The organism is Streptomyces sp. NPDC055955 (genome assembly GCF_042270245.1).
GTDB lineage: Bacteria > Actinomycetota > Actinomycetes > Streptomycetales > Streptomycetaceae > Streptomyces.
Genome location: NZ_JBHJYS010000008.1, coordinates 327,181 through 341,706 on the forward strand (window position 1 = coordinate 327,181; position 14,526 = coordinate 341,706).

The 14,526-nt window shown below is 74.6% G+C and carries 8 protein-coding genes; all 8 read right to left on the minus strand.

The genetic code is table 11. The features are described from left to right. Window positions 1-5: 5 nt before the first annotated feature. On the minus strand, window positions 6-1,310 hold the full coding sequence (locus ACFC96_RS19075; RefSeq protein ID WP_376259357.1) for an ATP-grasp domain-containing protein: 1,305 nt from the start codon (window positions 1,308-1,310) through the stop codon (window positions 6-8). Next, on the minus strand, window positions 1,307-2,110 hold the full coding sequence (locus tag ACFC96_RS19080) for a thioesterase II family protein (protein WP_376259359.1): 804 nt from the start codon (window positions 2,108-2,110) through the stop codon (window positions 1,307-1,309). The genes ACFC96_RS19075 and ACFC96_RS19080 overlap by 4 nt, the downstream gene beginning before the upstream one ends. A gap of 115 nt (window positions 2,111-2,225) precedes the next feature. Then, the gene (locus ACFC96_RS19085; protein ID WP_376613231.1) at window positions 2,226-4,085 is read right to left on the minus strand and encodes a non-ribosomal peptide synthetase; all 1,860 of its coding nucleotides are present in this window, start codon (window positions 4,083-4,085) and stop codon (window positions 2,226-2,228) included. Then, window positions 4,082-4,375, minus strand: coding sequence for an acyl carrier protein (locus ACFC96_RS19090; RefSeq protein WP_376224317.1), 294 nt, complete (start codon window positions 4,373-4,375; stop codon window positions 4,082-4,084). Before ACFC96_RS19090 ends, ACFC96_RS19085 begins: the two co-directional genes overlap by 4 nt. After that, window positions 4,372-6,276, minus strand: coding sequence for an HAD-IIIC family phosphatase (locus ACFC96_RS19095; protein ID WP_376613233.1), 1,905 nt, complete (start codon window positions 6,274-6,276; stop codon window positions 4,372-4,374). The genes ACFC96_RS19090 and ACFC96_RS19095 overlap by 4 nt, the downstream gene beginning before the upstream one ends. Before the next feature lie 76 nt (window positions 6,277-6,352). Continuing rightward, window positions 6,353-7,369 (minus strand): 3-oxoacyl-ACP synthase III family protein, encoded by a 1,017-nt coding sequence (locus ACFC96_RS19100; RefSeq protein WP_376613235.1) that lies wholly within the window; start codon window positions 7,367-7,369, stop codon window positions 6,353-6,355. A 101-nt stretch (window positions 7,370-7,470) separates the two neighbouring features. Then, window positions 7,471-8,961: a M28 family peptidase gene (locus ACFC96_RS19105; protein ID WP_376224311.1), complete on the minus strand. Its 1,491-nt coding sequence runs from the start codon at window positions 8,959-8,961 to the stop codon at window positions 7,471-7,473. A gap of 74 nt (window positions 8,962-9,035) precedes the next feature. Further along, window positions 9,036-14,522, minus strand: a complete 5,487-nt coding sequence (locus tag ACFC96_RS19110; protein ID WP_376613237.1) for a condensation domain-containing protein — start codon at window positions 14,520-14,522, stop codon at window positions 9,036-9,038. Window positions 14,523-14,526: the final 4 nt, after the last annotated feature.

A 14,526-nucleotide genomic window follows, 5' to 3' on the forward strand; every position in this document is an offset into this window, starting at 1 on the left:
CGTGGTCACAGGGCGCCCAGTTCCGCGCCGGTGACCTCGGTCGTCGTGGGGCGGGTGTCCGGGGTGTCGTCGTCGCCTTCGAAGGCGAAGCGGTAGCGCAGCGTCGACTCGATCTCCTTGGCGAGCACCGCGAGTTCGGCCAGGTCACGGGCCTCCCCCATCACGATGTCGAGTTCCAGGGTCTGCACCCCGCCGGGGAAGCGGGTGCCGGGCCTGGCGTAGGGGCGGTGCAGGGTGACGCCCGGGATCCGCTTGACCTCGTCGGTGCCCTCGATGCCGAGAAGGGTGCCGGGGCGGCGGGGCGCCGGGTGGAAGAGCTGGAAGCAGGCGCGGCCGGCGTAGAGGGCCGGCAGCGGCGGGTGCTCGCCGAGGGCGGTCCGGCCGGCGAGTTCGATGAAGTCGAGGCCCTGGGAGCGGACGGACAGCTCGTTGATGCCGCCCCCGAGCCTGCCGTTGACCTCGATGAGCCGGGGCCCGTCGGGGGTCAGTTTGATCTCGGTGTGGGTGAGACCCTCGCGGATCCCGAGCGCCTCGACGGAGCGCCGCGCCAGGTCCCGTGCCTGCTCCTCCTCGGCAGGTTCCAGGGGCGAGGGCCAGAAGCGGCCGGTCTCCCGGAAGGGCGGCACCATGGGGAACTTGCCGGTCACGGCGATGTCGACGACCGTGCCGTCGCGTACGACGCTCTCGACCGACACGTAGTCGCCGAACGCTCCGGTGTCCCTGCCCGGCAGGTACTCCTCGAGGACCAGCGTGCCGCCGGCGACGAGTCCGGGCCGGTCCTCGGCGAGGAGGGTGCGGGCGAGCGCGAGGCCCGCCCCGGCGTCCTCGACGAAGAACGTGTTGCGGCTGCCGCCGCCGTGCGCGGGCTTGAGGACGGCGGGCAGGCCCGTCTCGGCGACCGCGTCCGCCCAGTCCTCGACGGTGTCGATCCGGCGGCATCGCACCGCGTCGACCCCGGCGGCCCGCAGCGCGTCACGCTGCTGCCACTTGTCGGTCAGCAGACCGACGGTGCGCCGGTCGTGGAACGGCAGCCCGAGCGCCTCGGCCAGCTCGCCCGTGTACGCGAGCGCCCGCTCGCTGTACGTGACGATGCCCTCGGGCTCGTACGCCCGCACCTTCGCGGCGGCCTGCGCCGGGGACGCGGCCGTCACGACGGGCCCGAACCCGGCGAGCAGAGGCTCCATGGCCCGGGTGTGGTCGTCGGGGGCGGTGACGAAGACGCAGCGGGCCCAGTCGGCGAGGCCGACGGCGATGTCGCCGGGGTGGGCCGCGCCGTCCGCGTACACCACGATGAGGGTCTTGCGCATCATGCCTCCTGTCCGTGGTGCGGGCCGGCCGCCGGTACCCGGTCGGCGGCGGGGCGCAGGCAGTCCCTGACCGTCCGGCAGAAGTCGGCGGTGCGGTCCCGGTAGTAGAAGTGGCCGCCGGGCAGCAGTCGGCCGGTGAAGGCGCCGGTCGTCCACGCCCGCCAGGCGTCCAGGTACTCGCGGGCGACCCACGGGTCGTCCGCTCCCCCGGTGGCGAGCAGCGGGCACGTCACCGGCCTGCGGGGGCCGGGGGCGTAGCGGGCCAGCAGGAGGTAGTCCGCGCGCAGGACCGGGATCATCAGGTCGACGATGTCGGCGAGCGCGCTCTCACCGATGTCCGCGTTGCCGCCGGTGGCCAGCTCCGTCAGCCAGTCGTCCCGGGTCATCGCGAGCACGGCGGCCGGGTCGAGGCGCTGGAGGTCCGGGGGCCTGGCCGCCGAGACGGCGAGGAGTTCGAGGTCACGGCCCGCCGCCTCCAGGCGGTGCGCGATCTCGTACGAGAGGACGGCGCCCAGGCTGTGGCCGACCAGGACGAGGGGACCCTCCGTGCGGGCGTCGATCTCGCGGGCGGCCTGGGCGGCGAGTTCCGTGAGGAGTTCGGCGGGCGGTTCACCGGCCCTGGGGCCCCGGCCGGGGTACTGGAGGGCGAGCGCGCTCTCGCCCTCGGCCAGGAGCCCGGGCAGCCATTCCGCGAGGGCGTAGGCGCTGCCGCCACCGAAGGGCGCGAGGACGAACGTCCGTGCCGGGGACGGCGGGTGTTCACCGAACTGCCACAGCAGCGGGGAGAGTTGGCGGCGTTTCATGTCGCCTCGCCCGGGGTGCGGCGCGGCGGGCAAGGGGAGTGGGATCCCTTGTCGTCGACCACGGCGGCGTGGGTCATGGGGCGGGTCACCCTTTCTGGGGCGGTGGCGGTGGCGGTCACAGCTCGACGACGGCCGGCGCGGGCGTCGTGTCCGTCGTCTTTTTGCCGGTGCCGTCGAGTTCCGCGGCGAGCGCCGCGATCGTCGCGTGCGCGTAGAGCTGCGCGATCACGAGCTTCGGGTGGTGCTTGCGCAGGCGCGCGAACACGGTCAGCGCCTTGAAGGAGTCGCCGCCGATCTCCAGGAAGCGCTCGTTGCGGCCGAGCGCGTCGCGGCCGAGTGCCTGCGCCCAGATGTCCGCGATCAGCTGCTCGGTGCCGGGGCGCGGCGGCTCGGCGGGCGCGCCGTCCGCGACGGTGCGGGCGGCGGCTTCCACGGCGGCCCGCAGCGCGGCGAAGTCGGCCTTGCCGTTGAGGTTCACGGGGATGGCGGGCACCACGTGGAGCCGGCTGGGGACGAGCGCTGCGGACAGGGTGGCGCGCAGCTCCCGGGTCAGCTCCCTCGGGTCCGCCTCGCCCACGAGATAGGCGACGAGCTCCAACGGGGCCTCGGGCGCGGGCCGTTCACCTGTGACGACGGCCTGCCGGACGCCGGGCAGCGCGAGCAGCGCGCTCTCCACCTCGCCGGGCTCGACGCGGTTGCCCCTGACCTTGAGCTGCCGGTCGGCGCGCCCCAGGTAGTCGAGGACCCCGCCGGGCTCCCTGACGACGAGGTCGTCGGTGCAGTAGAAGACTCCGCTCTCCGGCCCGTCCAGCGCGACGAACTTGGCCGCGGTGAGGTCGGGCTCGCCCAGGTATCCGGAGGCCGCGCAGGCACCGCCGAGGTACAGGATCCCCGGGGTGCCGTCGGGCACGGGACGGCCGTCCTCGCCGAGCACCCGGGCGCGGACCCCGGCGAGCGGGGTGCCCACGGGGACACGGGCGCGCCCGCCGTCGGCGAGTCCGACGCGGTGCGTGGTGGCGAGGATGGTGGCCTCGGAGGGCCCGTAGCCGTTGTGGACCTCCAGGTCGGGCCGTACCCGCAGGACCGCTTCCGCGAGCCGGGGCGGGAACGCCTCCCCCGCGACCACGAGCACCCGCTCGGGCAGCAGCGCCGCGAGGTCCCCCTCGGCGCCGAGGGCCTCCAGCTGCGACGGCGTGTAGGTGAGGCAGTCCGCGGGGTGCGCCTCGAGGTCGGCGGCGAGCGCGGCCGGGTCGAGCGTGGTGTCGCGCGGGTACACGTCGAGGCGGGCGCCCGACAGGAGCGCCCCGTACACCGACACCTTGCCGAGGTCCGCGGCGAACGTCGTGGCGAGGCCGAAGCTGTCGAGGGCGTCGGGAGTGATCCGCTCCCAGAACGCGTCGCAGTAGTTCAGCAGGGCGCTGTGCTGGACGACGACCGCCTTCGGCGTGCCGGTCGAGCCCGAGGTGCACACCAGGTAGGCGACGTCGGCGGGGTCCAGGTCCGGGCCGATCTCGTACGGGGCCCCCTGCGCCGCGTCGGGGACGGTGCGGGAGGGGCGCCCGTGCGGGTCCCGGACGCGTGGCGCGTTGCGTTCGTCGGTGACGACGGCGCGGGCCCCGGTCGTCGCAAGGAGCGTGGCGACGCGTGGGTCCGGGTCCGTGGCCTCCAGGTGGACATAGGCGGCGCCGACGGCCCAGGCGCCGAGGACGGCGGCCATGCACAGGGGCGAGCGGTCCATGAGCGTGGCCACGACGTCGCCCCGCCCGACGCCCTGTTCCCTCAGCCAGCGGGCCACGCCGCCCGCCGACCGGGCCAACTCCTCGTAGGTGTGTGTCACCTCGCCCTGGCGGAGCGCGGGGCGGGCGCCGCTGCGGGCGGCGATGTCGAGGAACCGGTGGGCCGCCGTGCCGGACGGTGTCCGCGGTGCGGTCTCGGGCGCCATGGTGCGTTCCTCCCTGAGCATGTCTGCGGTCATGACCGGCCTCCCGTGAGGCCGGTCGCGATCATCCGGGCGAGGCCGTCCACGGTCTCGGTGGCGAGGTAGGCGCGCAGGTTCAGCCGCACCCCGAACGCGTCCTCGACGGCGGTGAGCAGGCGCAGCGCGGCGAGGCTGCTCCAGTTGTCGAGCTCGTCGAAGCGGGAGGCGCCGGTGAGGGTTCCCGCGGGGGCGTCGGTGACGGCCGAGATGACGTGCACCAGTTCGTCCGTGCGAGGGGCGGTGGCGGGGTTGTCCGTGGCGGTGGCGCCGGTGGTCGGGTCGGTCATCGCGTGCGTCGTCCTTCGGTGGGAACGGGGCGTTCGTCGCGTACGGAGATCCACGCGGGGGCGAGCGCCGGGGCGGGTTCGAGCGGGAGTACGTGGCGGACCGTGCCGTCGGCCGCGGGGGCGTCCCGCGCGGTGAATCCGGCGTCGGCGAGGAAGCGGGCGGCGGGTCCGTTGCGCCCGCTGTCGCGGAAGTCGGCCTCGATACGGGAGGCTCCGGCGTCGCGGGCGGCGTCGGCGACGGCGGCCAGGACCGCGAACTCGATGCCGCGGGAGAAGACCCGGCAGCTCATCACCGCGTTCTGGACGATCCAGCGGTCGGGGTGCCGGGCGATCCAGAGCGCGCCGACGACCCCCTCGTCGCCGAACCGGTCGCGGACCGCGAAGCCGAGCACCTCGTGGTCGTCGGACCCGGCCATGCGCCGCGTCTCGGCCTCCGCGTGGGCGCTCCCCGTGAGGTTGAACTGGTTGGTCCGGCCGCCCAGTTGGATGATCCGCGGCAGCAGATAGGCGTCGGCCGCGCGGACCGTGACCTCCAGGCCGAGGCCCTCCAGATAGTCGGCCGGCGAGGCCTGGCCCTGGCGTTCGGTCCACTCCCGGCGCTCCACCCGGGCGCGGTAGAGGTCGGTGCGCCGCGCGTCGGTGACGGTGGTGTCGAGGACGTCGAAGTATCCGCCGGAAAGGAGGGTGTTGACGTGCTGCGCGGGGTCCCCGGCCGCCCTGACGACCTCGACCTGGGGCAGCGTGCTGCGCACGAGGTCGCATTCGAAGGGCGAGTCGTCGAGGAAGACCACGCTGTCGAGGCCGATGTTGAGCTCGTCGGCGATGGCCCTGATGCTGCCGTCCTTGGCGTCCCACCCGGCGTGCACGGACACGAAGTCGTCGCGGCGCAGGACGAGTTCGGGGTGTTCGGCGAGAACGCGCGCCACGAGGCCGGGATCGTTCTTGCTGGCGACCGCGAGCAGGACGCCCTGGCGGCGCAGGGCGAGGGCGGTGCGCTGGACCGCCGCGTAGGCGTTGCCGGGGTACATCGGTCCGATCTCGATGTTCTCCGGACCGTCGTCGCCGAGCACCCCGCCCCACAGGGTGTTGTCGAGGTCGAGGACCAGGCACTTCTTGCCGAGCCCGGCCAGCGCGCGCCCGTATCCGGCGGCCTCCCGGGCGTACAGCCGTTCCACGGCAGGGGCCCACGCCATGCTCGCGAAGCGGAAGAGCCGCTCGTCGCGCAGGGGTGAGGGGCAGTCGGCGAGCAGGGTCTCCAGGTCGAGCGCGTCGAGGGACGCGGTGCGCTCGGCCAGGTCGAGGAGGCGCAGGTTCAGCTCGCGCCACAGCCTGCCGATCCCGGCCCGGGACCGGTGGGAGGTGACCGTGCGCGGCCAGGCGGACGGGAGCGGGACGGTGTGCAGGAGGACGCTGCCGGTGGTCCGTCCGGCGAAGGAGGCGACGGCGGCGGTGTAGCGCTCCGCGCGCTCGTCGACCGCGGCCGCGAGGCCCGCGAGGTCGGTGGGGTCCCAGTCCCGCGGCAGGAAGACGTCCTCGTGGGCGAGGCAGAGCGTGAGGTCGGGCGCGAAGTCGTCGAGCGGCGAACCGGGGCGGCCCAGGGCCATCAACTGCTGGTCGGGCGCCGTGAGACGGAACTCGGGGGCGATGCCGGCGGCGAGCAGGTGGACGCGCAGCAGCGGCAGCACGTTGTCGGCCGTGAACGAGGGGACGACGGCGACGCGCAGGGGGCGCGGGGTGCGGCCCGGCGGCGTCACGAGCCGGGGGTCGAGCGCGGCGAGGTGCCGTCCCGCCTCTCGCACGAGGGTGACGTCCTGGCTGCGGGCCAGCTCGGCGAGGAGGGCGGGGTCGGGTGCCGCTTCGGGTCCGGCGAGGCGCCGCACCCGCTGGAGCAGGTCGTCCACAGCCAGCGTTTCCTTCCGGGTCGGTGATCTGCGTCGGTGATCTGCGTCGGTGATCCAGGTCGGTGACCGGTGGCGGTCAGACGCGCAGCAGGGTGCAGGTCCAGTGCATGCCGCTGCCCATGCTCAGGAGGGCCACCGTGTCGCCGGTGACGAGCTCTCCGGCGGCCAGCAGCCTTTCCAGGCTCAGGAGTTGGTCGGCGGGACCGAAATGGCCGACCTCCCTGGCGACCTCGGCGTTGGTGCGGTCGAGGGGGACGCCGAGTTCCTTGGCGAGTTCCTCGAAGGCCGTGCGATTGTCGTGCAGGTAGAGGACGCGTTCGACGGATCCGACGGGCGTCCCGGTGCGCGCGCAGACCCGTTCGAGGACCTCGCGGTTGCGCGTGTTCACCAGGGTGGCGAATGCGTACGTGGCCCTGCCGTCGCCCTCGAAGAAGGTGTCCATCCGGTCGACGACGCTCGCGACGGCCGGGCTCGCGGGGTTCTCGGGCGTGAAGGGACGGGCCGCTCCCCCGCTCTCCATGCGCATGAAGTCGGCGTACCGGCCGTCGGTCAGGGTCTCGGTGGCCAGCCACGCGCACGCGTCGTGCCCGCGGCGCAGCACGACGGCCGCCGCGCCGTCCGAGGTGAGGGAGGTGCCGCTGCCGGCGCGGTCCCAGTACGGCTCCGCCACCCGGCTCGCGGCGACGACGAGGGCCGTGCCGTGATCGGGATGGGTGGCGAACCGGCCGGCCACCGTGTCGAACGCGGTGACTCCGCCGCCGCAGGCCTGGCTCAGGAGCACGGCCTCCGCGCGGTGCGCCCCGAGCCGCCCCTGGAGGGCCGCGGCGGGGTCCCAGTACAGGTACTCGGCGATGTCGGGGATGGCGAGGACGACCAGGTCGACCTCGTCGGCGGTGACGCCGGCCCGGCGCAGCGCGGCGGCCGCGGCGCGGACCGCCAGGTCGGTGAGGCCCACGCCGTCGTCGGCGCGGTGGAAGCGCCGGTACCCCCACGCCGCGAGCTTGCGGGCGTCGGCGCCCTCCTGGGCCACCAGCTCGTCCACGGTGACCGGGGCGCCCAGCGCGTGGCCCGAGGCCACGATCCCAAATGACATCCGTCGTTCCTCCCGGGAGGCGGACCGGGGCCTGTCCGAAGACTCCGCTCGGGCGGCCCCGGTCCGGTGTGCGCGGTGAACTGCTGTTCGTACGGCGGGCGTTACTGCTGTGACGCCGCCGCGCCGTTGATGTCCGAGGTGTCGACGGCGAACCGGCCGACGGCCCAGGCCATCGAGCGGCCGTTCTGGTCGAAGATCGTCTTGTTGACGTTGGCGAGCGTGTCGCAGGCCTGGTGGTAACAGGGGTCGAGCATCTGCCCGGCCGTGCCGCCGAACAGGTCCGCCCACTCCTGGGACTTCACGGTGTCCGCGCCGGCGTTGACGCCGCCCGCGGGTATGCCGGCCGTGATGAACGGCGAGTGGTCGGAGCGGCCGTCCAGGACGAGCGGCACCGTCGGCAGATGACGGTCCGCGAAGTAGCCGTTGACGAGCTCGGAGATCCGCTCCGAACCGGCCGGGGCGGGACCGGTCGCGGTCTGGCCGTTGTAGACCTGGCGGGCGAAGTTCGGCGAACCGATCATCTCCAGGTTCAGGTACAGCGCGGTCTGCCGGCGCTGCTCGGGCGTGAGCTGGTCGACGTAGAACTGCGAGCCGGACAGGCCCTTCTCCTCCGCGGACCACCAGGCGAACCGCACGCGGTTCTTGACCTGCTGGCGGTGCGGGGCGAGCTTGAGCGCGGTCTCCAGGACCATCGCGGACGCGGCGCCGTTGTCGTTCGCGCCCGCCGTGGTGTCCACGGTGTCGAGGTGCGCGCCCATGACCACGGTGTTGTCGGCCCGGCCGGTCGGGGTGTCGGCCAGCAGGTTGTACGTCTTGGTCGTCTTGTTGTTGCCGCGCAGGTCGAGGCGGAGCGAGACGGGACCCTTGGCGGCGTCGGCGCGCAGCGCCTCGGACTCGGCCCGCGACAGGGTGCCCGTGGGGATCCGGGCGTCGGTCGGCGGGACCATCCGGTAGCGCAGGTTGAGGTCGGGGTTGGGCGAGTTGACGTTCATGAGCATCGCCGAGGCGCCCAGCTCCGAGAGGACCAGCTGCTTCTGTGTGATGAAGCAGTCGGTGCCCACGTCGACCAGAACGATCTTGCCCTTGACGTCGGTGCCCGCGTAGTCGTCGGTGCTGCAGCCGGTGCTCTTGCCGGACGGCTGCGCGAGGTCGGCGGTCAGGCCGCCGTCCGGCGTGGACACGGAGAACCGGGCGATGGTCGGGTGCAGGGTCCTGGCCTCGGGCGCCACGACGGAGCCCTGTTCGGACAGGATGTCGTAGTCGAGGAAGTCGAACTCCTGCTTCTTGACCTGGTATCCGGCCTTGGTGAGCTCGCGTGTGATGTAGGCGGCGCTCGCGTCGTAGCCGGGGGTCCCCGAGACGCGGGTCCCGCCGTTGTCGAGGGTCGCCTTGTCGATCGCCTGGAGGTGGCGCCAGGCGCCGGGCCCGGTGACCTCGTCGGCCATCTTCCGGGCGAGGACGTCCGCGGGCATGCCGTCGGTGTCCGCCGCGTGCGCGGGGCCGTTCACCCCGAGGGGGAGCAGGGCCGCGCCGAGGGCGAGGGCGGCCAGGGGCCTGAGCCGGAAGAGTCTCTTCCGGGGTGTCGCGGTCATGGGATCGCTACTCCTAGCTGGATGGGCGGAAGTTCCTGTACGGGCCTGATCCCGTACCGGACGGATGAGGGCGGTCAGGTGCCGAGGGCCGCGCCGAACGCGTCCGCCAGGTCCTGGATCCGCGCGGCGGTGAACATCTCACCGCTGAAGCGCCAGCGCACGGTCAGACGACCGTCGGCGAGGCTGGGGTAGACCTCGACGGGGCAGGGTCGTTCCATGTCGAACGGCCGGTCCCTGCCGACGAGTTCGGTGCGTACGCCGGTGAGGACGCCTTCCTCGTCGCCGGCCTGTCCGGCGTCGAGGAAGGCCGGGCGGCCCCAGAAGGAGAACAGCACCCCGGGCACCCCGATGCCGCCGAGCGCGCGGCGCACTCCGGGGTCCGGATGGTGGTGGCGCAGCGCCTCGAAGCCGAAGCCGGCCCGTGGCACGGACCGCAGCTCCCGTGCCACGTACGCGGTGTGGTCGGCGGCGGCGCGGCGTCCTGGCAGGGCGAGCGCGAAGGGATAGGTCGTGTTGAAGTAGCCCACGGTGCGGCCGAGGTCGACTCCGGCGTCCGCGCCGCCCGGGGCGCCTTCGGGGAACAGGTCCTCCCGCCCGTGCGCGACGAGCTGTACGGCGACCTCTCCGCCGCGTACGCCCAGCCAGTCCTGGAAGGCCGCGCCGAGCGCGGCGAGCAGACGTTCGTACAGGGTGACGCCCTGGCCCGCGGTCTCCGGCACGGGAAGGTCGGTGACCAGCTCCTGGGTGTTGCCCTCCACGCCGCGCGGCCCCTCGGGGACCGTCGCCCGTTGCGCGCCGTCGCCCCAGGTGCGGTCCAGCCAGTACGAGCCGTCGAAGTCGTCGGGGCGCCGGCGGACGTGCCGGGCCAGACGGCGCGCCCAGTGGAAGTAGGAGGGACCCGCCGGGGCGAGCGCCCGGTCGTCGCCGTCGCGCAGGAGCGCCGACAGTTCCTCGGTGAGGATGTTCCACGAGTAGAGGTCGACCACGACATGGTGGACGACGAGGACGAGTTCGTCGGGCAGCCCGGCCGGGAGCCGGAACAGGCCCGCCCGGCAGACGGGTCCCTCCCGCAGGTCGAGCGACTCGTGCAGTTCGGTGGCGCGCGCGTCGACGGTCTCGGCGATGCGTCCGGCGTCCGCGCCGCGCAGGTCGAACTCGGTCACGGGCGGGGCCTCGGGCCCGGCCGACTGGCGCCACAGGCCCTCGTCCTCGCGCAGCCTGGCGCGCAGCACCGGGTGCCGCCTCGCGAGCGTGCGCAGGGCGCGTCCCACTTCGGCCGCGTCCAGGGGGCGGCGGGCGCGGTAGAGCACACCGTGGTTCCAGTGGTCGGGCCTGGCGGCGCCCCGTGCGAGGAACTCCAGCTGCGGCGGCGTGAGTTCGACGGGCTCGCTCTCGTCCGGGGCGTCGGCGACGGTGTCCGGGGCCACCCGCTCCACAGGTCCGGGAGCGGGTTCGGCGCGCGTCGTGCGGGCCGCGGCCGCCTCGACCGTACGCAGCTCCAGTACGGTCCTCGGCCGCAGGGCGAGGCCGCGGCGCCCGGCCTCCGAGGCGATCGCGATGGCGGTGATCGAGTCGCCGCCGAGGTCGAAGAAGTCGTCGGTGACCCCGACCCGGTCACGCTTGAGGAACTGGGCCCAGAGCGCGGCCAGTTCGCGTTCGACGGGCGTGCGCGGGGCCACGTGTCCCGCGCCTCCGGCTTCGCCCGCTCCCTCTCCGGCGGCGGTGGCGTCGGTCGCCCGCACCGGCGCGGGGCCGCCCGCCAGGTCTCCCGTGCGGGCGCCGGTGCCCTGTTCGGCGACGGACTCGAGCAGCGACCGGTAGGCGTCGAGCCAGCCCTCGACCGTCGTGGCGCGGAAGCGGTCGGGCGTGTACTGGACACCGGCCCGCGTCTCATCGCCGTATTCGAGGACGGCGACGCTCACGGGAAAGGCCGGGGCGCCCTGGCCCACGTCGAGGAGTTCGACGGCCGGTCCGTCGGGCCCGAGGCGCCGCAGCGGCGCGACACCGCTGTTGAAGCCGAACATCGTGGCGGCGAGCGGTTCGGCCGAGCCGGGGCGCGCGGTGCGGCGGATGCGGTCGGTGGGCAGGTCCTGGTGGGCGAGCGTGGCCAGAGAGGCCTCGCGCACCGCGGCGAGCAGGGCGGAGAACGGCTCGTCGGGCCGCACCCGCACGCGCAGCACCAGGGTGTTGGCGTAGTTGCCGACCACGGGCTCGTCCGCCGGCGCGCGTCCCGCCGCCGGTACGGCCACCGTCACGTCCGTCTCTCCGGTGATACGCCACAGCAGCGCCGCCCAGGCCGCGAGGAACACCATGTTGGAGGTGGCGCGTTCGCGCCGGGCGAGCTCGCGCAGCCGCTCGGCGAGCCGCGGCGCGACGGGCAGTTCACGGACGGCGGCGCCGGGGGCGGCGGCGTCCGCCGGGTCCTCGGGCAGCGGCGTGGGGCGGGAGCCACTGAGGTAGCCGGACCAGAACGCCTCCAGGGTGCGCCCGGCCTCCTGCCCGAGGCGTTCGCGCTGTTCGCTCACGTAGTCGAGGTAGTGACGGCCGGGCTCGGGGGCCTGCGGGCCCGTACCGGCCAGGTCCTCGAACAGGAGCCGCCACGACCAGCCGTCCACGAAGAGGTGGTGGTACGTGAGCAGCAGGACGTGCCGCTCACCGTCGGCGAAGCGCGCGCGGATCAGCTGGTGGCGGGCCGCGGGCCGGCCGTAGGGCGAGAGGGGGGCCGCGACGAGCGCGCGCAGCCGTTCGAGCAGGGCGCCCTCACCGCTGGACAGGGTGTGGTCCGAGAGGTCCGACGCGACGTGCTCCAGGACGACTTCGGCGTCGCCGGCCGGCGCGACGCACTGCACGGGACCGTCCGGCGTGTCCCGCAGGAAGGCCCGCAGCATCGGGTGTCGGCGCACCAGCGTGGTGAGCCGGGCCGCGAGCGCCAGGGGGTCGGGCTCGCCGTCGAGGAGCAGCGCGGCCGGCACGTTGTACGCGCCCGACTCGGGGTCGAGCTGCTGCGCGGCCCAGATGGCGGTCTGCTGCCCGCACAGGGGGCCTTCGCGCACCTCGCCGCCCCCGGCTGCCGGTGCCGTGCCTGCTTCCTGTCCGTCGTCCGGCCGGGGCGCCGCCGCCTGCGGGGCGGCGCCGGCCACGGCGTCCGCGAGGGAGCGCAGGTCGGGCAGGTCGAACAGGTCGAGGACCTCGAAGTCGGTGCCGAAGTGCTCGTTGATCCTGGCCACGAGCTGGGTGCCGTTCAGGGAGTTCCCGCCCGCGTCGAAGAAGTCGTCGTCCTCGCCGAGCCCCGGCTCCTTGAGGACGTCCCGGGCGAAGCCGAGCACGATGTCCGTGACACTGCCCCCGGCGGCCGTCGCCGGCTCGGGTGCGTCCGGCTCGGGTGCGTCCGGCGAGTCCGGAACCGCCACTGCGGGCCAGCAGTGCTCCTCCGCCAACGCCGCGACGGGCAGCGGCACTCGGCGCTCGGGCGGCCGCCCGAGCACGGCCCGCCAGTCCACGGTGTGCCCGTGCGCGAAGGCCAGGGCCAGGGCCTGCACGGGCGTGGCGGCGACGGCCGTGACGGGCTGCGCGGCGAGGAGCCCGGACAGGGCGCTGCCGGGTGCCAGGTCGACGATCAGGGGGCGTCCGGCGAGCCCGGACAGGGCGCCGCGCAGACCCTCCGGGTTGGGCGGCGCGGGCTTCGCGGACGGGCCGCCGAGCGCGCCCAAGGCCGTGGCGAGGTCCGTCTCCTTGCGCGCTACGCGGGCCGCGTGGGCACCGACGCCGTGGGCGAGCACCAGGGCGGGCGCGAGACCGGCCCGTGCGAGCATCGCGTGCCCGCCGACCAGCCGCACCAGCGTGCGCTGCGCCGCGTTCCACTCGCCCACCGGCAGCGCCCGCCCTGCCTCCTCGTGGACGTCGGCGAACGCGGGGTGCGCTGCGGCGCAGGCACTCAGGTCCGCGACCGTCGTGGCGACGGTGTCGCCGAGCGCCACGACGAGGGGCGGCGTCGCGCCGGGCACGGGCGCCTGGGCGGGCCCGTGCAGCACGGCGTCCAGATGGCCGAGGAGCTCGGGGGTGTCGCGCGCCGTCCAGGCGTGCCGCAGCGGGAAGTGTTCGCGCGCCGCCGTGAGGACCTCGCCGGCCGCCGCCAGGTCGAAGCCGGTGAGGTCGGCGGCGATCAGATCACGCAGCCGGCGCACCTGGCGGTCGAGGCCCGACAGGTCGCGCGCGGAGAGCACGAAGGGGCGCTCGGCGTTCGTGCGCGGGGGCGGCGGCGGGGCGCCCGGCCCCTCCTCGACGACCATGTGGGCGTTGGTGCCGCTGAGACCGAAGCTGCTGATGCCCGCGCGGCGGGGGCCACGACCGGTGGGCCACGGCTCGGCGCCGGCGGCGATCCGCAGGGTGTCCCCGGGCAGGGCGAGCAGCGGGTTCGCCTCGCGGAAGTGCGCGGTGGGGAAGATCTCGCCGGCCCTGAACTGGGCGATGACACGCATCAGTCCGGCGAACGAGGCCATGGAGCCGAGGTGCCCGAGGTTGCCCTTGACCGAGGACACGGGCCGTACGCCGATGGCGCCCGGCGCTGCGGCGAACGCTCCGGCGAGGCCCTGGATCTCGATGGGGTCGCCGATCTTCGTGGCCGTGCCGTGCGCCTCGACGTAGCCGACGGTCGCCGGGTCGACGCCCGCGTCCTGCCAGGCGGCGGTGATGACCTCGCTCTGCGCGGCGGGGCTGGGGGCGGTGAGGCCGGTGCTGCGTCCGGCGTCCTGGTTGACGGCGCTGCCGCGGACGACCGCGCAGATGGTGTCGCCGTCGCGCACGGCGTCCTCGTACCGCTTGACCAGGACGAATCCGCCGCCCTCCCCGTAGGTCGTGCCGTCGGCCGCGCTGTCGAAGGGACGGCAGCGGTCGTCCGCCGACAGGACGCCGAGGCCGTCCGTGCCGGTGGTGCGGCGCGGCAGCGGGCCGAGGACGAGTTCGAAGCCGCCGACGAGGGCGAGGTCGCACTCGCCGCGCGCCAGCTTCCAGCGGGCCTCGTGCAGCGCGACGAGGAAGGACGAGCAGGACGTGTCGATGACCTCGGCCGGGCCGCGCAGGTCGAGGTGGTAGGCGACCCGGCCCGCCGCGTACGCGTGCAGACTGCCCGTCATCGCGGGCCCGGCGCCCTGCTGCCCGGCGGGCAGGAGGTTGTACAGGCTGGGGTGCGGGGCGCCGTAGCCGGCCACGAGGACCGCCGTGTCACTGCCCGCGAGCTCGTCGGGCGCGTATCCGGCCTCCGCGACGGCGCGCACGGCGAGTTGGAGCATGCGGCGCTGGCGCGGATCGGTCAGCTCGGCGTCGGCCTTGGAGATGCCGAAGTAGCGGTGGTCGAAGCCGGTGACATCGTCGAGCCAGCCGCCTTCGCGGTCGCTCGCGGTGCGCACGACGCCGGTGGACTCCGCGCGCTTGTCCGGGAGCCCGCGCATCGTGTCGCGGCCCTCGCGCAGCAGCGCGGTCAGCGTGTCCCAGTCGGCGCACTGGGGAAATTCGAAAGCCGCGCCGACGACGGCGAGCGCCGCTCCCTCTTCGATCGTGCCCATGGGT

Coding starts and splice junctions, on each gene's coding strand:
- ACFC96_RS19080 (WP_376259359.1), bottom strand. CDS start 2,110: ATGAAACGCCGCCAACTCTCCCCGCTGCTGTGGCAGTTCGGTGAACAC.
- ACFC96_RS19090 (WP_376224317.1), bottom strand. CDS start 4,375: ATGACCGACCCGACCACCGGCGCCACCGCCACGGACAACCCCGCCACC.
- ACFC96_RS19085 (WP_376613231.1), bottom strand. CDS start 4,085: ATGACCGCAGACATGCTCAGGGAGGAACGCACCATGGCGCCCGAGACC.
- ACFC96_RS19110 (WP_376613237.1), bottom strand. CDS start 14,522: ATGGGCACGATCGAAGAGGGAGCGGCGCTCGCCGTCGTCGGCGCGGCT.
- ACFC96_RS19100 (WP_376613235.1), bottom strand. CDS start 7,369: ATGTCATTTGGGATCGTGGCCTCGGGCCACGCGCTGGGCGCCCCGGTC.
- ACFC96_RS19105 (WP_376224311.1), bottom strand. CDS start 8,961: ATGACCGCGACACCCCGGAAGAGACTCTTCCGGCTCAGGCCCCTGGCC.
- ACFC96_RS19075 (WP_376259357.1), bottom strand. CDS start 1,310: ATGATGCGCAAGACCCTCATCGTGGTGTACGCGGACGGCGCGGCCCAC.